The 22,836-nt window shown below is 67.5% G+C and carries 27 protein-coding genes and 1 pseudogene; 11 read left to right on the top strand and 17 right to left on the bottom strand.

Going from position 1 to position 22,836, the window contains the following annotated elements:
• Positions 1 to 213: 213 nt before the first annotated feature.
• Both R4P08_RS16305 and R4P08_RS16300 read right to left on the bottom strand, forming a co-directional pair.
• Positions 214 to 1,614, bottom strand: coding sequence for an IS1380 family transposase (locus tag R4P08_RS16305; RefSeq protein ID WP_317814957.1), 1,401 nt, complete (start codon positions 1,612 to 1,614; stop codon positions 214 to 216).
• Between the two features lie 146 nt (positions 1,615 to 1,760).
• On the bottom strand, positions 1,761 to 1,901 hold the full coding sequence (locus R4P08_RS16300) for a hypothetical protein (RefSeq protein WP_317814985.1): 141 nt from the start codon (positions 1,899 to 1,901) through the stop codon (positions 1,761 to 1,763).
• Here R4P08_RS16300 and R4P08_RS16295 point away from each other — a divergent pair.
• The 3 genes and pseudogenes from R4P08_RS16295 to R4P08_RS16285 form a co-directional block, all read left to right on the top strand.
• The gene (locus R4P08_RS16295) at positions 1,855 to 2,238 is read left to right on the top strand and encodes a hypothetical protein (protein WP_317814983.1); all 384 of its coding nucleotides are present in this window, start codon (positions 1,855 to 1,857) and stop codon (positions 2,236 to 2,238) included. The genes R4P08_RS16300 and R4P08_RS16295 overlap by 47 nt on opposite strands.
• A gap of 445 nt (positions 2,239 to 2,683) precedes the next feature.
• Positions 2,684 to 3,703, top strand: coding sequence for a hypothetical protein (locus R4P08_RS16290; protein WP_317814956.1), 1,020 nt, complete (start codon positions 2,684 to 2,686; stop codon positions 3,701 to 3,703).
• Between the two features lie 222 nt (positions 3,704 to 3,925).
• Positions 3,926 to 4,687: pseudogene (locus R4P08_RS16285) on the top strand (hypothetical protein); the annotation flags it as partial.
• 99 nt (positions 4,688 to 4,786) lie between these two features.
• Here R4P08_RS16285 and R4P08_RS16280 read toward each other — a convergent pair.
• The 11 genes from R4P08_RS16280 to R4P08_RS16230 form a co-directional block, all read right to left on the bottom strand.
• Positions 4,787 to 4,984, bottom strand: coding sequence for a DUF1295 domain-containing protein (locus tag R4P08_RS16280; RefSeq protein ID WP_317814955.1), 198 nt, complete (start codon positions 4,982 to 4,984; stop codon positions 4,787 to 4,789).
• Between the two features lie 72 nt (positions 4,985 to 5,056).
• The gene (locus tag R4P08_RS16275) at positions 5,057 to 5,443 is read right to left on the bottom strand and encodes a type II toxin-antitoxin system death-on-curing family toxin (RefSeq protein WP_317814954.1); all 387 of its coding nucleotides are present in this window, start codon (positions 5,441 to 5,443) and stop codon (positions 5,057 to 5,059) included.
• The gene (locus R4P08_RS16270; protein WP_317814953.1) at positions 5,427 to 5,642 is read right to left on the bottom strand and encodes a hypothetical protein; all 216 of its coding nucleotides are present in this window, start codon (positions 5,640 to 5,642) and stop codon (positions 5,427 to 5,429) included. The genes R4P08_RS16275 and R4P08_RS16270 overlap by 17 nt, the downstream gene beginning before the upstream one ends.
• A 339-nt stretch (positions 5,643 to 5,981) precedes the next feature.
• Entirely contained in the window at positions 5,982 to 6,764 is a 783-nt protein-coding gene (locus tag R4P08_RS16265; RefSeq protein ID WP_317814952.1) for a hypothetical protein, read from the bottom strand.
• On the bottom strand, positions 6,761 to 7,798 hold the full coding sequence (locus R4P08_RS16260; RefSeq protein ID WP_317814950.1) for a hypothetical protein: 1,038 nt from the start codon (positions 7,796 to 7,798) through the stop codon (positions 6,761 to 6,763). The genes R4P08_RS16265 and R4P08_RS16260 overlap by 4 nt, the downstream gene beginning before the upstream one ends.
• A gap of 246 nt (positions 7,799 to 8,044) precedes the next feature.
• Positions 8,045 to 8,929, bottom strand: coding sequence for an ABC transporter ATP-binding protein (locus R4P08_RS16255; RefSeq protein WP_317814949.1), 885 nt, complete (start codon positions 8,927 to 8,929; stop codon positions 8,045 to 8,047).
• The gene (locus R4P08_RS16250) at positions 8,926 to 9,900 is read right to left on the bottom strand and encodes a FecCD family ABC transporter permease (RefSeq protein WP_317814982.1); all 975 of its coding nucleotides are present in this window, start codon (positions 9,898 to 9,900) and stop codon (positions 8,926 to 8,928) included. Before R4P08_RS16250 ends, R4P08_RS16255 begins: the two co-directional genes overlap by 4 nt.
• A 107-nt stretch (positions 9,901 to 10,007) precedes the next feature.
• Positions 10,008 to 10,985 (bottom strand): FecCD family ABC transporter permease, encoded by a 978-nt coding sequence (locus tag R4P08_RS16245; RefSeq protein ID WP_411741230.1) that lies wholly within the window; start codon positions 10,983 to 10,985, stop codon positions 10,008 to 10,010.
• 130 nt (positions 10,986 to 11,115) lie between these two features.
• Positions 11,116 to 12,150, bottom strand: a complete 1,035-nt coding sequence (locus tag R4P08_RS16240; protein ID WP_317814948.1) for an iron-siderophore ABC transporter substrate-binding protein — start codon at positions 12,148 to 12,150, stop codon at positions 11,116 to 11,118.
• Positions 12,151 to 12,319: 169 nt separating this feature from the next.
• The gene (locus R4P08_RS16235) at positions 12,320 to 12,919 is read right to left on the bottom strand and encodes an AraC family transcriptional regulator (protein WP_317814947.1); all 600 of its coding nucleotides are present in this window, start codon (positions 12,917 to 12,919) and stop codon (positions 12,320 to 12,322) included.
• A 12-nt stretch (positions 12,920 to 12,931) separates the two neighbouring features.
• Complete coding sequence (locus R4P08_RS16230) at positions 12,932 to 13,168, bottom strand: hypothetical protein (RefSeq protein ID WP_317814946.1); 237 nt, start codon at positions 13,166 to 13,168, stop codon at positions 12,932 to 12,934.
• Between the two features lie 177 nt (positions 13,169 to 13,345).
• Between R4P08_RS16230 and R4P08_RS16225 the strand changes: the two genes are divergently transcribed.
• Positions 13,346 to 13,486 carry a hypothetical protein gene (locus R4P08_RS16225; RefSeq protein WP_317814945.1) on the top strand — a complete coding sequence of 47 codons (141 nt, stop codon included), beginning with the start codon at positions 13,346 to 13,348 and terminating at the stop codon, positions 13,484 to 13,486.
• A 120-nt stretch (positions 13,487 to 13,606) separates the two neighbouring features.
• Here R4P08_RS16225 and R4P08_RS16220 read toward each other — a convergent pair whose 3' ends face one another.
• The 3 genes from R4P08_RS16220 to R4P08_RS16210 form a co-directional block, all read right to left on the bottom strand.
• Positions 13,607 to 13,795, bottom strand: a complete 189-nt coding sequence (locus R4P08_RS16220; RefSeq protein WP_317814944.1) for a hypothetical protein — start codon at positions 13,793 to 13,795, stop codon at positions 13,607 to 13,609.
• A 496-nt stretch (positions 13,796 to 14,291) separates the two neighbouring features.
• A complete protein-coding gene (locus R4P08_RS16215) occupies positions 14,292 to 14,594 on the bottom strand; it encodes a DUF1295 domain-containing protein (protein WP_317814943.1) in 303 nt (100 codons plus the stop codon).
• A gap of 94 nt (positions 14,595 to 14,688) precedes the next feature.
• Positions 14,689 to 15,906, bottom strand: coding sequence for a DUF6880 family protein (locus R4P08_RS16210; protein ID WP_317814941.1), 1,218 nt, complete (start codon positions 15,904 to 15,906; stop codon positions 14,689 to 14,691).
• 181 nt (positions 15,907 to 16,087) lie between these two features.
• Here R4P08_RS16210 and R4P08_RS16205 point away from each other — a divergent pair, with 181 nt between their 5' ends.
• The 6 genes from R4P08_RS16205 to R4P08_RS16180 all read left to right on the top strand — a co-directional run bounded on the left by R4P08_RS16205 (position 16,088) and on the right by R4P08_RS16180 (position 20,418).
• Positions 16,088 to 16,321: a type II toxin-antitoxin system ParD family antitoxin gene (locus tag R4P08_RS16205; protein ID WP_317814940.1), complete on the top strand. Its 234-nt coding sequence runs from the start codon at positions 16,088 to 16,090 to the stop codon at positions 16,319 to 16,321.
• Positions 16,318 to 16,608, top strand: a complete 291-nt coding sequence (locus R4P08_RS16200) for a type II toxin-antitoxin system RelE/ParE family toxin (RefSeq protein ID WP_317814939.1) — start codon at positions 16,318 to 16,320, stop codon at positions 16,606 to 16,608. The genes R4P08_RS16205 and R4P08_RS16200 overlap by 4 nt, the downstream gene beginning before the upstream one ends.
• Positions 16,609 to 16,894: 286 nt before the next feature.
• Positions 16,895 to 18,100: a class I SAM-dependent methyltransferase gene (locus tag R4P08_RS16195; RefSeq protein ID WP_317814938.1), complete on the top strand. Its 1,206-nt coding sequence runs from the start codon at positions 16,895 to 16,897 to the stop codon at positions 18,098 to 18,100.
• A 392-nt stretch (positions 18,101 to 18,492) separates the two neighbouring features.
• On the top strand, positions 18,493 to 19,842 hold the full coding sequence (locus R4P08_RS16190; RefSeq protein WP_317814937.1) for a WXG100 family type VII secretion target: 1,350 nt from the start codon (positions 18,493 to 18,495) through the stop codon (positions 19,840 to 19,842).
• On the top strand, positions 19,808 to 20,134 hold the full coding sequence (locus tag R4P08_RS16185) for a hypothetical protein (RefSeq protein WP_317814936.1): 327 nt from the start codon (positions 19,808 to 19,810) through the stop codon (positions 20,132 to 20,134). The genes R4P08_RS16190 and R4P08_RS16185 overlap by 35 nt, the downstream gene beginning before the upstream one ends.
• An 8-nt stretch (positions 20,135 to 20,142) precedes the next feature.
• Positions 20,143 to 20,418: a hypothetical protein gene (locus R4P08_RS16180; protein WP_317814935.1), complete on the top strand. Its 276-nt coding sequence runs from the start codon at positions 20,143 to 20,145 to the stop codon at positions 20,416 to 20,418.
• Between the two features lie 95 nt (positions 20,419 to 20,513).
• On the opposite strand, the gene R4P08_RS16175 is transcribed toward R4P08_RS16180, so the two are convergent.
• Entirely contained in the window at positions 20,514 to 20,849 is a 336-nt protein-coding gene (locus R4P08_RS16175; protein ID WP_317814934.1) for a hypothetical protein, read from the bottom strand.
• A 523-nt stretch (positions 20,850 to 21,372) separates the two neighbouring features.
• Here R4P08_RS16175 and R4P08_RS16170 point away from each other — a divergent pair.
• A complete protein-coding gene (locus R4P08_RS16170; protein ID WP_317814980.1) occupies positions 21,373 to 22,821 on the top strand; it encodes an MDR family MFS transporter in 1,449 nt (482 codons plus the stop codon).
• The last annotated feature ends 15 nt before the right edge of the window (positions 22,822 to 22,836 follow it).

The raw sequence follows: 22,836 nt of genomic DNA, 5'->3' as shown, positions 1-22,836 counted from the left end.
CGCTGTGTGTGTAATCCACGCACCACGGCAAGGTCGCGCGCGTGGACATGGGCAAGGTGCGCTCGGTGCTAGCCCCGGTGATTCACGGGCCGGTGTGACTGCTTCTGTCGGGTGACGGCGGGCTTGTTTTCGCGTGTGGGCGTGCGGGGGTGCCGGCTGGCGCTGCCGGTGGGCGGGTCTCCGGGTGGTGATGTCGTGGGCGGGCAGGTGGGATCAGGCGGGTTTGGGGATCGCGGCGATCGTGTTGAACACGGCGACGATGGCGGTGGCCCAGGGCCAGGTTTTTGGGATCCTTACTTTTCGCCGTCGGCCGCTGCGGGTCAGTCGGGCTGCGACGTGCAAGAGGCGGTAGCGCAGCGCTTTGGGCTCGCACAAGCCCAGGACCGCGGCCTCGCCGGTGCAGGCCAGCATCCGCGTCCAGACGATGAGGTCCGCGGCGATCATCACCGCCACCAGCCAGGCCTGGTTGAGCGCGAACTCCCGCGACGGGAGCCGGCCGAGCCCGGTGTCCTTGGCGTGGCGGATCCGGTCCTCGACCCGGGCGTGAGCCCGATGCCGTGCTTCGAGGAACTGCAGCTGACCGGTGGCGGTATTGGTCACGAACGCCTGGTAGCGCCACCCGTCGATCTCCTCGAACATTGACAACTGAGCACCCGGATGGGGCCGTTCGCGGCGGACGATGACTCGCATCTCGTCCGGCCATTTAGCGAGCATCCCGGGGGCGAGGAACCCGGTCAGCTCGGCGACCTCGGCCCCGTCGCGGATATCGCCGGACGGGTTCAATGCCGGTCCCCACGCGGCCTCGGGGCAGGTCGCGATGGCCCGACGTATCGGCGCGGTGATAGCGAACCCGACCGAGTACTCCACCCGCCGACCACGGACGCGATTCTGCTCGGTGACCCAGTCCAGCAAGTCGTGGGAGGCGCCGGCACCGTCGGAGCGGATCAGCACATCACGCCGATGGGCGGCGGGGACCTGCGCGATGGCCTGGCCCAAGACGTCGATGTGGTCGGCAGCGGTGTTGGAGCCAGCATTGCCCGGGCGCAGGCTCGCGGCGAGGAACTCGCCTGTGTTGTCGCACCACACGCCGATCGGGTGATACCCGAACGTCCGCTTGTACGTCGGCGCAGTGTTCTCTTTCTCGCTGTGCGTCACCACGATGGTGGCGTCCACATCGAGCACGATCGTCGCTCCCAGGTCCCGACCCGCACAACGCGAGGCGGGCACCCCGCCGGGCAGGTGGGACCACACGTGCCGCCGCGCCCGGGCCCGAGCCGCCTGGATCTTTCTGCGCTTGCCGGCGGTGACCTCATCCAGGGTGCGCCACACCGTTGGTGCCGAGGCGACCGGGCCCAGGACGCCGGATTGGTGGCGCAGGACGCCAATGTCGGAGATGGACTCGCCGCCGTCGGCGAGCATCACCGCGACGTCAATCAGTACCCGGCCGCGGTCATGGATCGGGATGAACCGCCGCCGAGCCATGGCCTGCGACAGTTCGGTGGTGAGCCCGACCCGATCAGCCAGAAGACGGGGCGCGATGGCCCCGGCGTGGGAAATCACGCCGACACCGTCAGCAGAGACGGACAGACCAGACGACCACGAAGTACGCTTCACCTACCGAGTGCTTTCTGCTGGGCAACATGGATCCTTAGACAAGAACCAGTTTCCCCTGTTCAGGAAGCACTTCGGTCTATTTTCCCCCAGCGATCCGCAGATCCCCGTGAATCACCGGGGCTAGCCCCCAGTAAGCCCGATTACCACTACGACGTGGCCGCGTTGACCGACTGCACTCCGGAGGAGCTGGGCAAGCTCGGTGCGGCGTCCGGCTGGCTCATCTCCACCTGGGCCGACGCCGTGGACCGGATCGCGCGCGCGGGTGCCGACGCGATCGAGATCCACATCGCGCACGGCTACATCCTGGGGGTCTTCCTCAATCGTCGCGACACCCAGCGCACCGACGCCTACGGCGGCTCGCTCGCTAACAGGGCGCGGCTGCGCTGCGAGGTAGTCGCCGCGGTCAAGGCGCGGTTGGGGGCCGTTCGAGCAGTTCGCCTCGCGTCTGTACATCTTCCACTTCGACGCGCTCGAGCCGGGCGAGAAGGGGTCGGTCGCGGCGGAGGAGATTGGCCGCGTGACCGAGTTGATCCATCGCACGTGGGGTGCGGACCGGCTGCCTGGGCTCTAAAGGTTCGAGCTCCGCTCGCGCTGCGGACGCGGCTCTGCTCATTCCAGAGGTAGCCGGGGCTCACTTCAGAGGTAGGGCCGCGTGATCAGTTCGAGGTAGTGGCCGGAGGGGTCGAGCAGATATACCCCTCGGCACGGGGGAAGCATAGTGGCGACAGAAGGTCGCCGAGGACTGGTTGACGCGAGTTGACTGAGCGGCCGTGCGAGTTTCATCGGATTTCGGTGCCCGGCGGTAGCCAGCACAGGAAATTCTCCCGACAGCGTCGTCGCAGCGGCGACCGTTCGGTGAACGGCAACATGCAGGGTGCATTCGTGTTCGCAGGTGGACTCTGGTGGGAACGCCTCTCTGCGTCTGCGTACGCCCCACTCCTTCGGTGTCGTACCCAGAAGCTAAACTCCACGAATGGTTTCGATGAACAATGCGCTTGATCCAAACTGGGTGCCGGCCCCCGATATCGCGGCGTGGGCAGATTAACAGGGCTTCGGGCCGGCGACCGCGATGTCTGACAAGTCGCTTCGAGCGTTGTCCAAGAAGCATGGCGGCAAACCGGTGGGTCTGTACATGTGGGAGGGGGAAGCCAACGAAGTTTACGTGGGAATCTCCAGCTCGTCGGTGGTGACGAGATTGCGGCAGCATGTCAAGAACTATGACCACGCGAACATTCAATCTTTCCGGTACATGCCGGAATCAGGGAGCACTGAGGTCCTGAGAGCGGCAGAGCGCGAACTAATTTACGACCTCTGCCGGAAGGGATTCACCTGCTTTAACCGGGAGCACAGCGCTGTGATCTACGGGAAGTCCGTGTTGGACGAGCTCGTCTCGGTGGAGGAGCAGAAGGCATGGTTCAACAGTCCGGCAGAAGCCAATCTCGCCGATCTGCGGGCTGGGGGTGTCGACAAGTCGGTGCTCGGCGGGCAGTCGGCGGTGGTGCGCTCGAAGGCCAGGTTCGAGAAACTCTCCTCCCATCCCGAGTACGAGTTGATCTTGGACGCGATCGCGACTTATCTGCGCGGGTGTGTGCTCTATCCGAGGCGCTCGCAGGGGCAGTTCTGGTCACTGTCGTGTCTTCCCAACCTGAGGATGGTCGGTGGCGGAAAACGCCTGGTGACGCTCAATATGGGAATGCTCGAGGTCTTCTACATCAGCGAGCTACCCGATGGGAGGCTGGTGCTAGGTGTGGCGACGGACAGCACTATGCTTCCAGCCCGCATGACATGGTGGGCGCTGAAGCATCGCGGCGCGTCGATGGCTGGCCACGTACACAAGTCCTCGGGGCCTAATGCTGAGTACCTCATCTTTAAATCGCCAGCTGCGTTTGTGAAGGCGATGAAGAAGTCGGACAAGATTCGCTCCGCAGCGGCTAGGTACGCCCTGGACAGGACACGTAAAGGCCGTGTCTCGGGGCGATACGCTGATGCACACAACGTGTTGTTGGCTGAAGCTGCGCTCGAACGGGCGGTCGGTTTCGACCTTCCGACGGTCGGTTTGCGCGAGGCACTCCGATCGGCTGATGAGTAAATCCACTTAGCCTACTGAGTGGACAGGGCAGCTAGTCAGCTTCGCTGCGGATCGCCATCTCCTACGATTCGGCCGGTCCGCGCCCCGGACAGGCTGGCGACGAACGCCGAGTAAGCGTTCTTGCTCGCGAGAGGCCACCTCGTCGTTGTCGTCGACAAGTACCTCGTCCCAAAAATCCACGACGCGCCCGCCCGACCACCGGTACCTCCGCTGGTAGGGCACGCGCTGTCGATGTGGGCGTACAACGATCCCGATTACCTGCTGCAGACCATCGCGTGGGCGGCGCGGGACAACGAGATCGTCATGCACTTCGAGGGCCGGCCGATCTCCTCCCGCGACCTCGACGCGGGCCTGGCCCCGACCCTGCCCGTGGACCTGGACCCGGTGTCCCTGCTGGTGGTGCCGCACCTGGACCGGATCTACGCGGAGATGGGCCGGCAGTGCGGCGACCGCGAGGGCGATCCCCACCGCTGGGTCAACCCGGAGTTCCACGGCTGGTGGGCCGCCCGGGGTTTCCGCATCAACGTGGACGTGGCCACCGGCAGGCTGACCGGGCTCGACGACTTCCTGCGGCACTTCTACGGCAGCTACCACCCGTTCCACAACGGCAATCAGCCGCTGATCCGCACGCAGCCCGCCGGGGTGGCCGTGACTGACAGCTCCGCCCGCTTTGTGGGGTGGCACGCCATCACGATCCTGCGGGTCGCGCTGGATCCGGTCGACACCATGCGCGTGTACTTCTTCAACCCCAACAACGACAGCGGCCAGGACTGGGGCGACGGCGTGGTGGTGAGCACCGCCGGCAGCGGCGAGCGCTTTGGCGAGTCCTCGCTGCCGTTCGAGCAGTTCGCCTCGCGGCTGTACATCTTCCACTTCGACGCGCTCGAGCCGGGCGAGACCGGGTCGGTCACCTCGGAGGAGATCGCCCGGGTGACCGACTTGATCCACCGCACCTGGGGCGCGGACCGGCTGCCGGAGCTCTGAGGCGGGGTTCGCGTGCGGTTGCCCAACTGCCGTTTTGCAATCGGGCAGCATGACCCCGGCTGAGGCGTGCTGGCGGTTCGGTTCACCCTGCGTGAATGGTCAAATCCGGATGCAGGCCTGGGGGGGTGACCACCGCTCCATGCAGGCGTCGCCGAAGTAGTTCGGGTGCCGCGAGAGCTTCCGCCGCCCGCATGACATGACCGGCAGGCGGTCCGGGTCGCGCTTGTATTCAGCGAGTTGTGCGTCGGCGACCGCCTCGTAGGCGATCCCGCCGGCGGCGAGCACCATGCCCGCCACGGGGACCACTCGGCCAATGCCTGGGGGTCAGGCGTCACCGCGAGGGCTGTTGCTGTCCCACGGTCCATGGGCTCAACTCGGAGGTTGGCTGAATCCTGCCCGCAAGTCATAAGCCATGTCGGAGACATCGAGATGGGAATCGCTCGCGCGGATCACCAGATCGTAGGCCGCGTCGTCTCCGGCCACCCATATCGCCCCGAGGTTTCGGAAGTAAATGAGTTCGACAGCGATCCACGCACATCGCTTGTTGCCGTCGACAAGTGAGTGGTTGCGGCAGAACGAGTCCAGAATCGACGCGGCTTTGTCATGGATGCTTGGGTACTGTTCGGCCCCGAACAGGATAGTTCGGGGCCGTTCGACCGAACTTTGCAGTAGTCCCAGGTCACGCACCTCAGGGTGCTCAGAGTAGATCGCCGCGTAGGTTCGGAAAATGTCGATGATCTCAGGTGTCCAGATCACTGACGTTCCCGAGGCGGTCCAGTAGCGGCTTGCTGTTCCTGGCGATATGGGCGATGGCATCGTCCATAGAGCGCAGGCTTTGTTCGTCAAGGCCGCGCTTGATCTGTTCGGTGACGAATCCGCTGATCTGCCCGGAGGGGACGGCCTCTCCCAGTCGACGGTCCACATCGTCAGGGATGCTGATGAGTCGCTTTGCCATAGTGGCCTCCTTTTACGTATATCCAGCCTATATACGCGGTGAGGTTCAGGGCAAGGCGCTCTGACCCACCTCGCGATGCGGCGATGGCCGCGGTTCGCAGCGAAGGGACCGACTTCCTGAAGATGGTCCTCGCGTCGAAGAGGTCGACTGCCGTTGGATGCCGCGTGCTGATCCGGGGTGGAGAGAATGTCCCGCATCCAGCCGGTCCGCGTCCTGGACAGGCTCCCGCTGTGAAATCACCGCCGTACCTCGACATGGCGGCCGCCGAAGACGCGGAAGACTGACCGGCAGGTGGACCACGTCCCGGGAGCTGCCGCTGGAGTGCAGGACAGTGCGGCCCTACCTGCAGACGTGCTTGTTGATGAGGCCGGCCATGCGGAGCTTGTCCAGGTGACCGGGCACGGGGACCCCGGGGTTCTTCTTGGCCAATCGATCCCGCAGCCCCAGCAGGATGCGAGCGGTGTCCTTCCGAAATCCGGCCATCCACGCCGTGTCGTCGAGCAGCCACGGGGTGTGGGGATGCTCGTCCCTGATCTCGAAGAGTGAATGCAGGTCGGCGAGGTCTTTCTCGGAGCACCGGTCCTTCCAGGCGTGAGCCTTGAGGACAATGGCCGCCTCCAGATCCGGGATCCGAGTCTGGTATTCGATCGTCCGGCCATCCATCAGAACTGCTTCGATCTCTAATTCCAGGGCGTCGCAGCCCAGGGCAAATCTCAACTCTGGGAGCGAATCGACCCTGCCGACGCCGCCCACAGTGAGCGGTCGGAGCCCAGAGCCGTGGCCAGACCGGGGGAGGAGAAGGTTGATCTCGATCCATTGACCCGCGTCGTGTTGCCTGACAAAGACGTTCCCGCGCTGCTTGGTGAAGTCCAGTCCGATGAGGTTTTCGGCGATGCTACCGGCCACCTCGACATCGTCAATCGCCGCATCTGCGTCGAGGGTGGAGCGCAGAGTGGCCCTCGGTGTGGGGTACAAGGACAGCATGAGCCGGACCATGTGGCCGCCGACGATCAGATAGTCGCAACCGTCCGCTACCGCCTCGGAAACTGCTTGCTGGCCCATATAGCCCAGTTCGTCAGCGATGCTCAGAGCATGGACCTTGAGCTGTCGGGGACTGCTCACGTTCCTTCTCCGGTGATGTACTCGGCGAGCCGAAGACTGGCTTCCTCGTTATCAATTCCCGCGCTGTTGGTGAGATCCCACAACGCGATAGCCGGATCGGCAGGACAGATTCCATCGCGGCGTGAAGTCGCGGGAATCAGCTCGGTAAGTCGCCAAACGCTGGGATCGCGGGGGATACACGTGATCAGCGTCGCCTCCGCGAGCGGCGCGGGTACGAACCCGTCGTCGGCGAGATCTATGGGTCGGTTGACGTACACACGGCCCTGGGCTGGCAGCTTCCATGGAGCGTAGTGGTCGGCCGCGACGTCTCCGCTCATGAGCGGATTCGCTCCTAGGAGCTGTGCCACGCGGGCTGCATCAGCTGTCTGCTCGACGATGGTGTCCAGGCTGTACCACCCGAACTCTTGTCCGCCGGTGCCTGGATACTCCTGGATCCAATGGTTGAGCAGACGGGTCTTGTCGGCTGCCGCCATCCCGCGCGGGGAGTGGGTGAGGTGATCCCCCAGCGCTCGCGAGGCGTTGGAAATGGCTTGCTGACTGGTCCCGAGGACGTCCGCAATCTCAAGCTGCCTTGCAGGTTCTCGGGCCAGCAGGAGATAACGAGCTACCGCCCACCGTGTCCAGGCGGGCTTTCCGACGCGACGGCTACGTGGCGTCCGGCTTGGCTCCGGGAGGGCGGAGTAGGTAGCGCCACCAATGATGAGAGTCGGCGGCTCGGCGATGAGGATGTCAATCTGCCCGGATGCGGCCTGCTCCAGCACCCCGGGGGTCGCCGTGTGTCCGACAAACAACAGGCGGCTGTCGATGCGGCGGCGGCCGCTGAGGGCGCGCGTGCCGTGAGCGGTGAGTCGGGCAACGGGGGTCCGTGGTTCGACCTCGAAGGACATTCCCTCCGGATGTCGGATGAGCCATGATGTCGGGGTTCTGCCTTCGGCGATCCTGAAGTCGAGCTCGCGCAGGAGGTCCACCATGTCAATCGACATCGTGTTCCAACAAGTTTCATCCTTCGCTACGGGTAGGTACTTGTTAGACATTCCACCACTGTAGTGCTAATGCGCCAGATCGGCTGGATGCTCGAGCGTGGATGGGGCCCCGGGATCACTGCTGCCGCCGCCGGCCCCGCTGGCGTGCAATCGGCCAGCGTAACCCGGCCGAGGTGTGCTGCCGGCTCGGCCTACGCTGCGGGTCCCATGCGGACGCGTAGGTCCCGGAATTCCGGGCAAAGGGAACGCGCAGGTCAGAGGGCCAGCGCATCCCGAGGCGGATGCGCTGGTGGTTCGTCAGACGCTCGTCCCGCCCGCCCCGGCCGCCACACCGACAACCGCCACGTCCGCCCCTGCCGCGTCCGCCGGCACGCTGCTCCCACCCACAACCCGGTGCCGCCCGAGCGGCAGCATGAGCGGCCGGCCCGAGGTGGGGTCGGGGATCACCCGGCTGTCGATCCCGAATACCGCGCGCACGGTCTCTGGCGTGAGGACCTGCTCGGGCGTCCCGGCGCTGTGCACGCGGCCGTCGGCCAGCGCCACCAGGTGGTCGGCGTAGCGGGCGGCCAGGTTGAGGTCGTGGAGCACCATGACGATGGTGGTGCCGCGGTCGGCGTTGAGGTCCACCAGCAGGTCCAGCACCTCCACCTGGTGGGCCACGTCCAGGAAGGTCGTGGGCTCGTCCAGCAGCAGCAGGTCGGTGTGCTGGGCCAGGGCCATGGCTATCCACACGCGCTGGCGCTGGCCGCCGGACAACTCGTCCACCGCCCGGTCGGCCAGCTCGAGGGTGCCGGTGGCCTGGAGGGCGGAGGCGACGGCCTCGTCGTCGTCCCTACTCCAGCGCGAGAGCATCCCCTGATGGGGATTGCGTCCGCGGCCCACCAGGTCCGAGACGGTGATGCCCTCGGGGGCGATCGGGGACTGGGGGAGCAGGCCCAGCGTGCGGGCGAGTTCCTTGGCGGGGATCTGGTGGACCTGCCGGCCGTCCACCAGCACCTGCCCGCCGCGGGGCCGCAGCAGCCGCGACATGGACCTGAGCAGCGTGGACTTGCCGCAGGCGTTGGCCCCGACGATCGCGGTGATCCGCCCGGGCGGCACCCGCAGGTCCAGCCCGTCGATAACGGTGCGGTCGCGGTAGCCCAGGGTCAGCGCGGCGGCCTCGAGGGTGTGGTCGGCGGTCACAGTGAGCCTCCGGTGCGGTTGGTGCGGGCGATGAGATAGACCAGGTAGGGCGCACCGAGGGCGCCGGTGATCACGCCGACGGGGTAGCGCGTGTCAAAGGCGAACTGGCCCACCAGGTCCGCGGCCAGGACCAAGACCACGCCCACCAGGGCGGCCGGCACGAGCGGGGAGCCGTGCGGCCCCACCAGCCGAGCGGCGATGGGCCCGGACAGGAAGGCCACAAAGGCGATGGGCCCGGCGGCGGCGGTGGCAAAGGCGATGAGGCCCACAGCGGCGACGATCAGCACGATCCGGGTGCGTTCGGTGCGCACCCCGAGCGCGGAGGCGGTGTCCTCGCCCAGGCGCAGCATCGACAGGTCGCGGGACTTGAGCAGCAGGACGGGCGCGAACACGCAGCAGGCCACCAGGACCGGCTGGACATGCGCCCACGAGGCGCCGTTGAGGCTGCCGGTGAGCCAGCGCATGGCCTCCTGCAGCTCCCACTGCGGCGCGGTCTTGAGGATGTAGTCGGTGACCGCGTTGAGCGTGGCGGCGATCCCGATGCCGATCAGCACCAGCCGGGTCCCCACCACGCCGCCGCGGTACGCCAGCAGGTAGATGGTCAGGGCCACGGCGATCCCGGCGACGATCGCGAACACCGAAACCGAGGTGCCGCCCAGGCCCAGGACGACGATCGCGAACACCGCCGCCGCGCCGGCGCCCGAGCTGATGCCGATGATGTCGGGGGAGGCCAGCGGGTTGCGCAGCATGGTCTGGAAGGTCACGCCGCCGAGGCCGAAGCAGGCCCCGGTGAGCACCGCGAGCACGGCGCGGGGCAGGCGCAGCCGCCCCACGGTGAACGTGGCGCCGGGGACGTCGCGCCCCAGGATCACGCCCGCCACCTCGGCGGGGGAGTAGAAGGTCTTGCCCAGCATGAGCGTCGCGGCCAGCAGGGCCAGCGCCACCAGGGCGAGCGCGGTCATGACCAGCAGGCGACGACGGCCCCGGCCGCGCCGACCGCGGGCGACGAGCTCGACGGCGGACGGGGCCGACGGGCCGGACGGGGCCGGGCCTGACGGTCGGCTGACGGTCGGCGTGCTCACAGTTCCCTGACCTTCTGGCGGCGGACGATGGCGATGAAGATCGGCGCGCCCACGAGGGCGGTGATGATGCCCACGTCGATCTCCGCGGGCCGCGCGACCACTCGGCCGAGCACGTCCGAGGCGGTGACCAGGACCGCGCCGACGAGCGCGGAGAACGGCAGCAGCCAGCGGTGGTCCACGCCCACGAGCAGCCGGCAGGCGTGCGGGACGATGAGCCCCACAAAGGCGATGGGACCGGCGACCGCGGTGGCGGCGCCGCAGATCAGCACCGCGCCCAGCGCGGCGAGGATCCGGGTGAGCAGGACGCGCTCGCCCAGTCCGGCGGCCAGGTCGTCGCCGAGCGCGAGCGAGTTGAGCGGGCGCGCGGCCAGCAGGCAAAGTACCGCGCCCACCACGAGAAAGGGCAGCACCTGCTCGATCGCCTCGGCGCTGGCCCCGCCGACGCCGCCGATCTGCCAGGACCGGACACTGCCCGCGATGTCCCCGCGCGGCAGCACCACCGCGCTGATGAACGAGGAGGCGGCCGCCGAGGTGGCGGCCCCGGCGAGCACGAGCTTGAGGGGCGTGGCGCCGCCGCGCCCGAGGGAGCCGACGATGTAGACGAACACCGAGGTCCCCGCGGCCCCGACGATCGCGGCCCAGATGTAGCCGGTGTACGTCCACAGCCCGAACCACGCGATCCCCACCACCACGGCCAGCGACGCGCCCATGGTCACGCCCAGGATGCCGGGGTCGGCGAGCGGGTTGCGGGTCACGCCCTGCATGACCGCGCCGGCCAGGCCGAGCGCCGCGCCCACCAGCAGGGCCATGACGGTGCGGGAGATCCGCTTGGTCACCGCGGCCTCGCCGAGGCCGTCGGTGGACCCGCCCAGCGCGGCGACGATCTCCTCCCACGACACGACGCGGGAGCCGATCGTGACGGACAAGACCGCGACGACGACGAGGACCGCGATCGTGACCAGGAGCCAACCCACGCGGACCCGCGCCGGGCGCCGCACCGTCCTGAGTGCAGACGTGGCGGTGCCCGGCGCGGCCGTGATCGGGAGCTGGGTCACTCGGCTGCCCTGACGAACTCGGTCACTCGACTGTCCTGATCAGGCTCGGTCACTTGCCGTTGCCGGCGGCCTCCGCGAGCTGCGCGACGTAGTCGTCGAGAACCCACGAGATGGCGAGCGGGGTGGGGTTGGCGGCGGTGCCCTGCGGGCCGTTGCCGTCGAGGAACACGATCGCGTTGTTCTTCACGGCCGGCATCTGCGACAGCAGCGGGTCGGCCTTGAGGGTGTCCACCAGCTTCTGGTCGCCGTAGGTGACGATCATCTCGACGTCGTCGAACATGTCCAGCTGCTCGGCACTGATGCTGCCGGAGAACTCGCCGCCCTTGGAGGCCTCGGCGACGGCCGCCGGGGTGGCCATGCCGAGGTCGGCGAAGAACGCGGCGCGGGTGTCGGCGGCGCTGTAGAAGTTCACCGTGCTCAGGTCGGTCGGGTCGACGTGGGTCATGAACATGGTCTTGGTGCCCTTGAGCTGCGGGTGCGCGGCCGCGGCCTCGGTGATCTCGCCCTCGAGCTGGGCGATCAGTTCGTCGCCCTCGGCCGCCATTCCCAGGCCCATCGAGTTGAAGCGGATCGAGTCCTTCCACGAGGTGGCCCACGGCTTCTCGGGGTACGCCACCACGGGCGCGATCTCGCTGAGCGTGTTGTAGTCCTCCTGCGTCAGACCGGAGTACGCGGCCAGTATGACGTCCGGGTCGGTGTCGGCCACGGCCTCGAAGTCGATGCCGTCGGTCTCGTCGAACAGCACGGGCGGCTGCGCCCCGAGCTCGGTGAGCTTCTCCTCCACCCAGGGGAGCATGCCGTCGCCGTCGTCGTCACCGAAGTTCGCGGCGGCCATCCCGACGGGGACCACGCCCAGCGCGAGCGGCACCTCGTGGTTGGCCCACGCCACGGTGGCCACCCGCTCGGGCGCGGCCTCGATCGTGGTGGTGCCGAGCGCGTGCTCGATCACCACGGGGTAGGCGGCGGACGAGCCGGCAGCGCCTGCGCTATCGGTGGACTCGGCCTCGGTCGACGATCCGCACGCGGAGAGCATCAGCGCGGCCGTGGAGGCGATCAGGAAGGGGGCGATCTTGCGAGAACGCATCAGGGCGACTCTCTCACTCTCGGGAGGACGGACAGGGCAGCTCACCAGAGGATTCGTCGGGGCACGCGGTCGTCGGGCACGGTGGTGCTCGACCGAGGTGGCGCCGGGGAATTAGGTGAGGCTGACCTAAGACTTTACGACCGTCCAGGGGCGGGGCGCAATCGCTTGATCAGGACGCCGGATATCGCACTTCGGACACGTCCGCGGTCGTCGCGATGCCGCCGGCGGTGCGGAACTGCCCTGGGGTCAAGCCAGTGGTCCGCCGGAAGGCCGCGCCGAAGGCGCTGGCCGAGCGGTACCCGACCCGCACGGCGACGTCGTCCACCGCCATCCCGCCGCCCAGGAGCGCGGCCGCGTGCTGGGCGCGGAATGCGGCCTGCCAGGCGCCGAAGCTCAGTCCCGTCTCCGCGCGGAACGTCCGCGTCACGGTCCGCTCGCTCACGCCGAGGCGAATCGCCCAGTCGGTGAGGGAGCGGTCGTCGCCCGGGTGGGCCTCGAGCGCGGCCACGATCGGGCGCAACAGCTCGGCGTCCGGACGCTGGACCAGCAGCGCGTGCGGCGACGGCTCGAGCAGGTCGAACACCATCTGCTCGGTGAGCTCGCGCGAGCGGGCCCCCAGCGTCTGCTCCACCAGGCGCCCCAGTAGCAGCGTCAGCAGAGGGGTCACCTCCACCGCCACTGGCTCGGTCGGCAGGGGAGAGGCGGTGCGCGGGTCGACGTGCGCGGTCCGGTACCAGGTCCCCGCCGGCGCCCGGGCGGAATGCAGCACCCCGGCGGGGATTCAGAGCCCGACCGACGGGGTGATGGTCCAGGTGCGCGAGCCGATCGTGGCCGTGGACGCGCCCGCCCGGTTCCACAGCAGCTCGTGCGTGGGGTGGGAATGCGGGGCCCACACCGTCTCGCGCTCCACCCGCTCGGCCATGCCGGTGATGACGTACGGCATCACCACGCCGCCCGCCCGGTACACCGGCAGCGAGCGGGTGTCCACAGCTCGCCGCGCGATGCTGGTGCTGGTCATGCGCTGATTCTGCACGAGCCGGGAAGTCGTGAGGTGCGCGGTTCGATTAAGGCTCTACCTCGTCGTCGTCGCACACCGAATGCGGAAGGGCGGGAAAGGTTGTGCGGAATCACCGCCGTTGCCACCATGGTTGTCGACGGCGGACAGTCCGTCGCCTCCGGAAGGAAGGGTGTTCGCATGATCTCCACCATCCTCAGCCAACTGGGCACTGGGTCGAGCCTGTACCAATCCGGTTCGGCAGCCGCGGACAGCGGCTACGACATCGCCAGCGGTCTCTTCATGGCCGCCGCGCAACTTCTCGAGAACATCGGTTCCTGATCCTCGGGCTCGCAGCAGAGCACCGATCACTCACACCGCACTGCACCTCCCCGTGGTTCCAGGGGAGGTGCAGTGCCTTCTGTGTAGAACGTGGGGTGAGGGCCGGGCGCCGCTCAGCGTTCAGCAGTCCACACCCACGAGTCGCAGGCAGGCCGGCGGCAGCTCTTGATTCGGGCCGTAGCCGTCTGCGGAGTCGGGATCGAAGGTGGGTTTGGGGTGGGTGGCCCAGTACTCCTCGGCGACCTGCTCGTTATACGCGTCCTGGTCAAAGGTCGGAACTGGTGCCGGCGGGACATAGTTTGCCTGCATCTGGTCCGAACACGTCTGTGTCCACCCGGAGGTGCCGTCGGTGAAGAAGGTCGTACCGAATTCGTGAACCGATGTTCCACACGATGCGATCTGGGTGCCCAGACAATGTGGGCTCTCTTGACCGGGGGCGGCCGTGTACCCCACGGCTCCGCACGTGTCGGCGGCCGGGGCGGCCGCCACGGGTGCCTGACTTGACGTTGTCGGGCTGGCGCTGGCGGTACTCGTCGCAGATGTCGAAGGCTGGACCGTCGTCGTCACGGTGACCTCAACGGGTGCGGGATCCCCGGAGCCACACGCAGACAAGGTGAGAAGCGGAAAAGCTATTGCTGCTGTCGCCGCGGCGATTCGAGAGCGCATCTTGTGCCTTACTGGAGGGCCGACGAGCTGGGCATTCAGTCGATAAAGTGAATGAAATGCGGCTTATCTGAAGTGATAGCGCTGATGCTAGACCGCTCATCCGACATTGAAGACGGCCCCCCATGCAGCCAGGCCGGACCTACTCGGCGCGCCGTGTGCCGGTAGCCCAGACGAGGAAGTGCGTCACGAGCAGCGGCACGACGAGGAACAGTGCGCCCCAGCCCGTCGTCGCGACCGGCATCCAGGTCCCCCACCAGACGCTCGTGTCGTCGAGGTAGTTCGGGTGCCGCGACAGCTTCCGCACTCGCGACATGATCGGAGGGCGGGCCGGATCCCGCTGGTATGCCGCGAGCTGCGGGTCGACTAACAGCCCCGATACGTCCGAACCGGCCACCGCGACGTGGAAGTCCGCGGGCGGAGGAGATAGTGGACCTGTGTGCATGCCCGGCATTCGTCGCCGCGAGCAATTCGGATGGTGCTGCTCCGCTTTCGCGCCAGCGCCGCCGGGGCGCCGGTGTTCGACCGTGGAGAGCGGCTCACGGAAGCTTGCAGCGGTCGAATTCCTGCTGCAGGCGTGTCCGGCGACGATGAGTATTGCGCAACTCGACAATGTACGCATCAAGGTCGGCTTCGGCAGTCGTGCCGGCCGCGAGCTTCCGCATCCTCCGCAGTCGTAGTGCGGCGCTCCGATAGTTGCGAACATTGGTGGCGACGAGCGTGGATTCAACCAACTCCCGGTGCTTCGGAAGAACGGCGAGCGGATCGACCGTCTGGTAGGACTCGAGCAGGTCACTCCACGCTCCGAGGTCGGTCAGCTCCAGGCTGTGCGCCAGCTCCCATGCCAAGCCTGGGTCGTCGAGCGTGATCAGAGCGAACAGCACCGCATCGCGGGGGCTGTCAGCGAGCGTGGCCATCACCTCGTCACGGTGAGCGCCCCAACCCGGTCCCGCGCTGTCGTAGAGCGCGGCGGCAGAGGTCGCGGACGGCCATTTGCGGAACACAGCGAGCCGTGCGGTGACCACCTCGTCGGGGCGATGCGCTTCGAGGAGCCGACACCAGGAGCGGGACGCGGTGAGGGATTGATGCCCGGTGTCGAACTCGGTGGCGCGCCTGGCCCAGTCGATCGCCAGGTCGAATTCGCCGATCTCTTCTAGGGCCTTGGAGGTGTCTTCCAGCCAGGCGGCGACCTTCATCTCGCGCGCGTGGGTTCGGATGATCGCATCGATGTCGTGGTCCAGCACGGCGAGGCGCTGGGCGTTCCACTCAAGCGTGAACCAATCGCTGCTGTTCGGCGAGCCCCAGCGGCTCTCGCCGCGCGGTTCCAGGGTCGCCGCGATGTCGTCCAATTGTTGGCGGTACCTCGCCAATCCCCGCTCGCCCAACGCGGGGGCGTAGGCGACCGGGTCGAGCTCGAAGAAGTCCACCTCCCCGTGGAACTGGAACTTGATCATCCAGTTGACCAACGTGGACGGAGCGACGCCAGCACGGGCAGCGGCTGCAGGATGGAGGTTGAGTAGCCTGCGGCAAGCGTCACCGATGATCCCGCTGGAGTCATCAGCCCGGGAGATCACCTTGATCGCGCTGGCGAGCGCCTTGTGGGTGACCTGGTACAGCTCGCCGGGATCGGTCGTGTCGGCCGCTGCCTCGAGAATGCTTATGGCCTCGTGCATCTGGCCGCCGTGGGCATTGGCCGCGCTCCACCTGTGAAGGTCGGCGCGCGTGCGGATCAGCGGGAGTACGTCATCTGCGAGCACGGGCCCATCCTGCCGGATGCACCGACCTTGGTGCGTTACCTGTCGGGACCCGAGCTCGGCGCAGCCACGTGTTTCTCCTCCTCTCCCCTCCGAATCGATGAGGTCGGCGCTCTCCTGTTTGGTCAGTACAGGTGGCGACCAGCTCGCTCCGACGAGTACCAATAATTGGTACTGTCGTCTGATGGCTCAGAACACGTCGATTAGCCTTGATGACCATTTCTCGGACTTTCTCGCCCGAGAGGTTGCGTCGGGTCGGTACCGGTCCGCCAGCGAGGTCATCCGCGCGGGCCTGCGGCTGCTCGAGGACAGAGAGACACAGTTGGCCACACTGCGAGCCGCGCTCCTCGACGGCGAGACCAGCGGCACGCCGGAGTCCTTCGACTTCGACGCCTTTGTCGCGGCAAAGAAGGCGTGACCAGGTACCGGCTCACCCCAGCCGCCCAACGCGATCTCTCGTCTATCTGGGATTTAACCGAAGAGCGCTGGGACGCCCGTCAAGCCGAGACCTACATCAACGAGATCAGAGCCGCCGTCGAGCGGATAGCGGAGGATCCGCGCCGCGGCCGCCAGTGCGACGAGATTCGCAAAGGCTACCGGCGCTACGGCATCGGAAGCCATCTGCTCTTCTACGTCGAGAGCACCGTGGGGGTCGATGTGGTGCGAATCCTGCATCAACGGATGGATCCGGCGCGGCACCTCTGAGTCCGCGCACCCCGCCGAGTACCCGCGGTGGGGCTCACCGGTCCGGCCACCAGCATCCAGCTGCTCGGTCATGACGGCGGATGTCGGTGCTGCTGCGACGCGTCAGGTCGGGGCTCTGCCTGACGGTCCGCACCGGGAACCTATTCTGAGCCGAGCGAGCCGACGGAGACTGAGTGTTCTGTCCTATTCTCGAAACGACGCAATTTCCCGTATTCATGCTTCTGCCGCCTTGTGCGGCTAGCCAAAGGATGCAAGTGCTTTCTCACGCCCATTGTCTGGACACCCCATGACAACAGTCAGTTGGACCGAGAACGACACGCAACGCACCGCGCGCTGGCGCTCGGAGAACGCCGCTCCGGCGCCGACCGGCATCGTGGTGATCACCGACGACATCGCCGCAGACAAGGCTCTCCGGATCGCCCGGAGAGGCTCGAGCCTGCTCTGGCGAGGCGACTTCCAGAACGCCCGTCAGCTCATGCGCGCCCTCGACCGGCGCCTGGAGAAGCGCGAATCCCGAACACCGCAGGCCTCCGAACCGGGCGAGATCTTCCTCGCCAACCGGAAGGCGCGCGCACAACGCGCAGCGATCCTGGGCAAGATCCTCATACCGCTAGAGCCCGACTACACGATCTCGCTGCGCAGAGCGCCCGACACGCGTGCCGCCTGCGCCCATGCCTACGGGCCGCCGGTCGACGGGCCGAACGCCGAGCACAACAACTCCGCCGGCGAGCCGAACGCAGCCGCGGGCGTGGAGACGCTCGTCTCGCTGCCCGAGCTCCTGGGCGTCATCAGCGCGTACGAGTGGCACCGCAAGGGCGTCGAGGTCGCCGCCCTGGGCGCTCGGATCCACCCCGCCCACGGCGTCTTCACCCCCACCCGCGACGAGTACATCGACCTGGTCGCCGACGCCCCCTGGCCGCAGGGACTCGACCATCCCGTCGTCTGGGACATCGGCACCGGGACCGGAGTACTCGCGGCCGTCCTGGTCAAGCGCGGGGCCCGGGAGGTCGTGGCGACCGACATCAGCCCTCGCGCGGTGCAGTGCGCGCGGGAGAACGTGGAGCGCCTGGGGCTGGCGGACCGGGTCCGCGTAGTTGAGGCCGATCTCTGGCCGACCGGCGGCCAGCGCGCCGACGTGGTGGTATGCAATCCGCCGTGGATACCCGGACGCCCGACCTCGGCCCTCGAGCAGGGGATCTACGACCCCGGCTCCGACATGCTCCACCGCTTCCTGGGCGAGCTCCCGGATCACCTGACGCCGCGGGGTGAGGGATGGCTGATCCTGTCCGACCTCGCCGAGCACCTCGGTCTGCGCACTCGCGACGAGCTGGTCGCACGCATCGCCGACGCCGGTTTGACCATTGCCGGCCAACACGAGACGACGCCGCGCCACCCGCGCGCGGCGGACAGCTCCGATCCGCTCCACGCCGCCCGGGCCCTCGAACGCACCATCCTGTGGCGACTGGCCGTTCGGACCGCGCCGACGGCTTGACGCTGTTCGGTGGAACCGAATGAGCTCTTGGTGCCGTCAACTCCAGTAGAAGGGTGAGAAACACCCCGACGACGAGGAGGGGTGATGACGGTGCCAGTGCCATTGCGTGTGAATCCCGATCTGCTTCGTGATCTCGGGTCGGCGTGGCACGCGCTGGCGGACTCGATGGGCAGCCTCGACCCCGGCGGTGCGGTGGCTCTGGGCGCAGATTCGGTGGGCGGGAGTCTCACGGCGCAAACGATGAGATCCGCGGGGGTTCCCCTCAACTCGGGGGTTGTGCGAACGATCGCTCGCTTCCGCACGATGGCCGAGTGCGCGCGGGACACCGCGGACAGTGCCCACGCAGCCGATGACGCTTTCGCGGCCACGCTCCGGCGGATCGACGGAGACCGATGACCGCCGCGCTCACCCGCGCGACCCTGGCAGCGTGGTCAACCGAGGGCGTCTGCGCGGCGGCCTCCCATCTCGACCGGGTCCGCAGCGGTTTCCTCGACGCCGTCTCCAGCGCAGAGAGTGCGCCCGATCGAGTGGACCCCTCGTGGTCCGGACAGGCGGCGGATGCCTGCCGAGATCGCTTGGTGGAGGAGTCGGAGTCAGCGCGAAAGCTCGCCGTCGAGTTAGAAGAGGTCGCCGAGGTGCTGCGCACGGTGGGCAGCCGCCTGGACTTCGCCAGAGCGTCCGCCGAGAGCATCGCGACTGAGATCGAAAGCGACCCCTGCGGCCTCGTCGTCCACGATGACTGGACGGTCAACATCTCGCCGATGGCGTTGGTCCCGACGCCCGAGACCGACCCGGAGCGTGTGAGGCAGGCGATCCGAGTTGGTCAGGATCAGCTGGACTCCGCCGTGAGGTTCGCGTGCCAGGAGGACGCGGCCTGCGCGGAACGACTCACTGCCGCCGTCGAACGGGCAGTGCAATGCGGCAGGCGGCTGGATCACGCTGCCGCGTTTGAACGAGCCACCGGCAGGCCTCCGGAGACTGTGAACGACTGGCTGATCGCGACGATGCTGGATCCCACGTCGGAGGCGGAGAGATACCGGGGCAGAGACGCTCGAGTAGTGCTCGGACGCATCGAGCCCCGACCGGGGAATGGCGTGGTGACAATGGATCTCTACATTCCGAGTTACAGCGTCTTCAATGCCGGTTTCTGGCACATGGACTACGACCTCGGTGACTTCCGCGGACCGGAGTCGCCGCGGGAAATCGGGAATGCGCGCGTCGAGCTCGCGGTGGATTTTGAATCGGGACTCGTGGTGGCGCGGCAGAACCCGTCGGTCTCCGAGGACGGAGATATCGGAGTCGGAACGCCCGACGTACAGGTGCAACAGCTGACCGAAGGGGGAGTCAGGATCGGGGTCGAGGCGGGCAATCCACTCGCGCCTCTCTCTGGATGGCCTGTTCACCGCGTCGCTGGCGACTTCGCGGTGATCCCCGAGGACGGCCGCATTTCCGTCGGCGGGATCCGGGGCAACTATCCAGCCTTCGAGGTCTACCAGCACGCGCCGGACGGCACCGTGATGACTCTGACCACGGACCCCGCTGCCCATCCACTCGGATTTGACCAGTTCGGCCCGGTTGCCGCGCTTCCCTTCCAGCATGATGTCGGGGAATCGCGATTGCTCAGTCCATTCGAAGATCCGTCATCGGTTCGGTTCGACGGAAGCGACAGCCGTCCCGGCGTCGCCGTTCTAGGAGAGGAAGCTGACGATGTCGTCGTCACCCCGATCGCCCCTCGCGGTTGACCCGGACCCGGTCCCCACGATGTGGTGGTTCGCTGGCGTCACCTGCGTAATCGCGTTGCCCCTGTGGACGCTGGCACTTGCGGGCGTGCTCCTCGGAGTGGCAGAACTGATGTCGACAAAGGAGATCGGCCTCGGGGTCATGGTGGTCACGTCGGTCGCACCGGGGCTCGTGTGCGCGGTGATGTCGTGGCGGAGTCGGGAGCGGGTCACGCGAAGCGGGCGCTGGGCGGGCGTGGCCGGCGCCATGATCCTGGTCGGCGTTATTGCCGCGGCGGCGGAGGGTTCCCTGTGATCGGCGAGATGAGGACGTCTCCGTGGTCGGCCTTTGCAGCCCTGTGTGCCTCGATCGTGTGGAGCGGTTGGGCCTTCTTCCGATTCGTTCCGGAGGCGCCTGACGCCTGGATGTGGTGGTGCCTGGCACCGGCGATAGTAGGGGGGCTGATCCTGCCGTGGAGCACTCTCCGCCGCCAGGGTGTCGCGCTCATCGCCGGGCCGCTCGTGGTGGCCTCGACATTTCTGATGGTGCTGGTCGGCATCGTGCTCGGTGGGGTTATCGGCGCCTTGATCTGGGGCTAGAAGTACTGAACGTGAGGCGACCAGCCCGGGCCTGGCGCGTTGGCGGACAGCGGTCTGGTCGGCCGTCGTAGCGATCCCGCTCATGGCGGCTGTACTCAGGCGTGGTCGTCGAACCCGGGTCGGTCGGGTGTGTGGTGGTCGCGGAGGTGCGCGCCGGTTGCCCAGACCAGGAAGTTCGCGATGAGCAGCGGCGCGACGACGAAGAGTGCGCCCCAACCCGTCGTCGCGACCGGCAGCCAGTTCCCCCACGCACTCGAGTCGCCGAAGGCATTAGAGCGCCGAGCCTGCGACCAGTACTCCCGCGAGGTGATCCGCGGGCGATCCGGCTCCTGCGTGGCGACCTGAGCGTCCGTGAAAAGGCCCCGGACCTCCGAACCGGCGACTGCTACGTGGAAGCTCGCGGGACGAGGTGAGTGCGGAACCGTATGCATGTCCGGGATTCGTCACCCCGACGACATCGGATGGGGAGGTCGCCCGCAGCGTGAAGGATGTCCTGCTCGCTGCCGAGACCGGTCGGCGACGCGGGGTTCCGGCGAGGGCGGCCCCAATTCTGGTCATCCGATCGAGGCTGGCAATTCGTCCGTTGCGACTACCCGGCGAATGGGAAGGGGACGGGGTGACGCCCACCCGGGTCAACCGCTCGGGCCGGGTCGCGGTCAGAATGCGGGCCGCGCCGGGCGCTCCTCGTCGTCGTCGCTTCTCCTGGTTTTATTCCCGCGACCCCGCCCCTGTAACAGTTGTCACGACACCGAGTTTGACAGCCCCTCATCCGGTAGGTTGCGAGGGTTCCGGTGCGCGGCCCAGGGTCGCCCGGCCTCCCGTCTTCCTGTACCTCGCAATTCCTTAAGGACCCCCGTGACGACAGAGTCAACCGCCGTAGAGTCTCCGGCCGCAGAGCACGATTCAAGCAAGCACGATTCACACAAGCGCGACCACACCGGCGGCTCCGCGCCCCTGCCCCCCGCGACGACGCGGCTGATCGCGCTGCTCGTCGCCGCCGCGTTCGTGGTGATCCTCAACGAGACCATCATGTCGGTGGCACTGCCCCAGCTGATGCGCGAGTTCTCCGTTACCGCGGCCACCGCGCAGTGGCTGACCACCGGGTTCATGCTCACCATGGCCGTGGTCATCCCGTTCACCGGGTGGATGCTCGTCCGACTGCCGCTGCGGACCGTGTTCATCATCGCGATGACCACCTTCACCCTAGGCACCCTGCTGGCCTCGCTGGCTCCGGTGTTCGTGGTGCTGGTGGCCGGCCGCGTGGTGCAGGCCGTGGGCACCGCGATCATGATCCCGCTGCTCATGACCACCGTCCTCAACGTGGTGCCGGCCAACCGGCGTGGACGCACCATGGGCGTCATCTCCATCGTGATCGCCGTGGCCCCGGCAATCGGCCCCACCGTCGGCGGCCTGGTCCTGGAGTCGCTCAGCTGGCGCTGGATGTTCTGGCTGGTCCTGCCGATCGGCATCCTGGCCCTGGTCGCCGGCGCCATGCTCATCCGCAACGTCACCGAGCCGCGCCCGATCCCGCTCGACATCTTCTCGGGCGTGCTCTCCGCGGTCGGCTTCGCCGGGCTGATCTTCGGCCTCAGCTCGATCGGTGAGGCCGCCAACCACAGCGCACTCATCACGCCCTGGATCCCCATCGCGGTGGGTGTGGCCGCGCTGGCCGTGTTCGTGTGGCGCCAGCTCTCGCTCAAGGACAACGCCCTGCTGGACGTGCGGGCGTTCACCTTCCCGACCTTCACCGTGAGCCTGTCGCTCATGCTCGTCTCGATGATGTCGCTGTTCGGCACCCTGATCCTGCTGCCGCTCTACATGCAGCAGGTCCTGGGCACGAGCACCCTGGAGTCCGGCCTGGCACTGCTGCCCGGCGGCCTGCTCATGGGCGTCCTCGGCTTCTTCGTAGGCCGGAGCTTCGACCGCATCGGCGCTCGGCCCCTCATCATCCCCGGTGCGATCCTGGCCGCCGCCGGCCTCTGGGGGATGTACCTGTTCTTCCAGACCGACAGCTCCCTGATCGTCGTGGTGGCGTGGCACATGGTCCTCAGCGTGGGCCTGGCGTTCCTGTTCTCCCCGCTCATGACCTCGGCGCTGGGTTCGCTCCCGCCGCACCTGTACTCGCATGGTTCGGCGCTGCTCAACACCCTGCAGCAGGTGGCCGCGGCCGCCGGCACGGCGCTGTTCATCACCGTCATGACGCTGGGCATCGTCTCCGGCGCCGAGTCCGGGAAGGACGACGTCGCTGCGCAGATGACCGGCGTGCACAACGCGCTACTGCTGGGTGCGATCGTCTCGCTGATCGCTGTAGTGGGCGTGTTCTTCGTCCGCAACAGCGCGCAGACCGAGGGACCGGCGACCGAGCACGTCGTCGCTGACCCGGCCACAGCGACCGCCCACTGACACCCATCGGCGGCC

Source organism: Rhodococcus sp. IEGM 1408 (assembly GCF_033142235.1).
GTDB lineage: Bacteria > Actinomycetota > Actinomycetes > Mycobacteriales > Mycobacteriaceae > Dietzia.
The sequence above is the reverse complement of the archived record's forward strand: the minus strand, read 5'-3'. Positions and strand labels throughout refer to the sequence as shown.

Bases quoted from the DNA above. Each gene is read 5' to 3' on its own strand.
- R4P08_RS16215 (WP_317814943.1), bottom strand. From the start codon at position 14,594: ATGCACACAGGTCCACTATCTCCTCCGCCCGCGGACTTCCACGTCGCG.
- R4P08_RS16290 (WP_317814956.1), top strand. From the start codon at position 2,684: ATGTCTGACAAGTCGCTTCGAGCGTTGTCCAAGAAGCATGGCGGCAAA.
- R4P08_RS16175 (WP_317814934.1), bottom strand. From the start codon at position 20,849: ATGCATACGGTTCCGCACTCACCTCGTCCCGCGAGCTTCCACGTAGCA.
- R4P08_RS16205 (WP_317814940.1), top strand. From the start codon at position 16,088: ATGGCTCAGAACACGTCGATTAGCCTTGATGACCATTTCTCGGACTTT.
- R4P08_RS16300 (WP_317814985.1), bottom strand. From the start codon at position 1,901: ATGTGGATCTCGATCGCGTCGGCACCCGCGCGCGCGATCCGGTCCACG.
- R4P08_RS16185 (WP_317814936.1), top strand. From the start codon at position 19,808: ATGTCGTCGTCACCCCGATCGCCCCTCGCGGTTGACCCGGACCCGGTC.
- R4P08_RS16240 (WP_317814948.1), bottom strand. From the start codon at position 12,150: ATGCGTTCTCGCAAGATCGCCCCCTTCCTGATCGCCTCCACGGCCGCG.
- R4P08_RS16190 (WP_317814937.1), top strand. From the start codon at position 18,493: ATGACCGCCGCGCTCACCCGCGCGACCCTGGCAGCGTGGTCAACCGAG.
- R4P08_RS16195 (WP_317814938.1), top strand. From the start codon at position 16,895: ATGACAACAGTCAGTTGGACCGAGAACGACACGCAACGCACCGCGCGC.
- R4P08_RS16225 (WP_317814945.1), top strand. From the start codon at position 13,346: ATGATCTCCACCATCCTCAGCCAACTGGGCACTGGGTCGAGCCTGTAC.
- R4P08_RS16270 (WP_317814953.1), bottom strand. From the start codon at position 5,642: ATGGCAAAGCGACTCATCAGCATCCCTGACGATGTGGACCGTCGACTG.
- R4P08_RS16260 (WP_317814950.1), bottom strand. From the start codon at position 7,798: ATGTCTAACAAGTACCTACCCGTAGCGAAGGATGAAACTTGTTGGAAC.
- R4P08_RS16230 (WP_317814946.1), bottom strand. From the start codon at position 13,168: ATGACCAGCACCAGCATCGCGCGGCGAGCTGTGGACACCCGCTCGCTG.
- R4P08_RS16220 (WP_317814944.1), bottom strand. From the start codon at position 13,795: ATGCAGGCAAACTATGTCCCGCCGGCACCAGTTCCGACCTTTGACCAG.
- R4P08_RS16180 (WP_317814935.1), top strand. From the start codon at position 20,143: ATGAGGACGTCTCCGTGGTCGGCCTTTGCAGCCCTGTGTGCCTCGATC.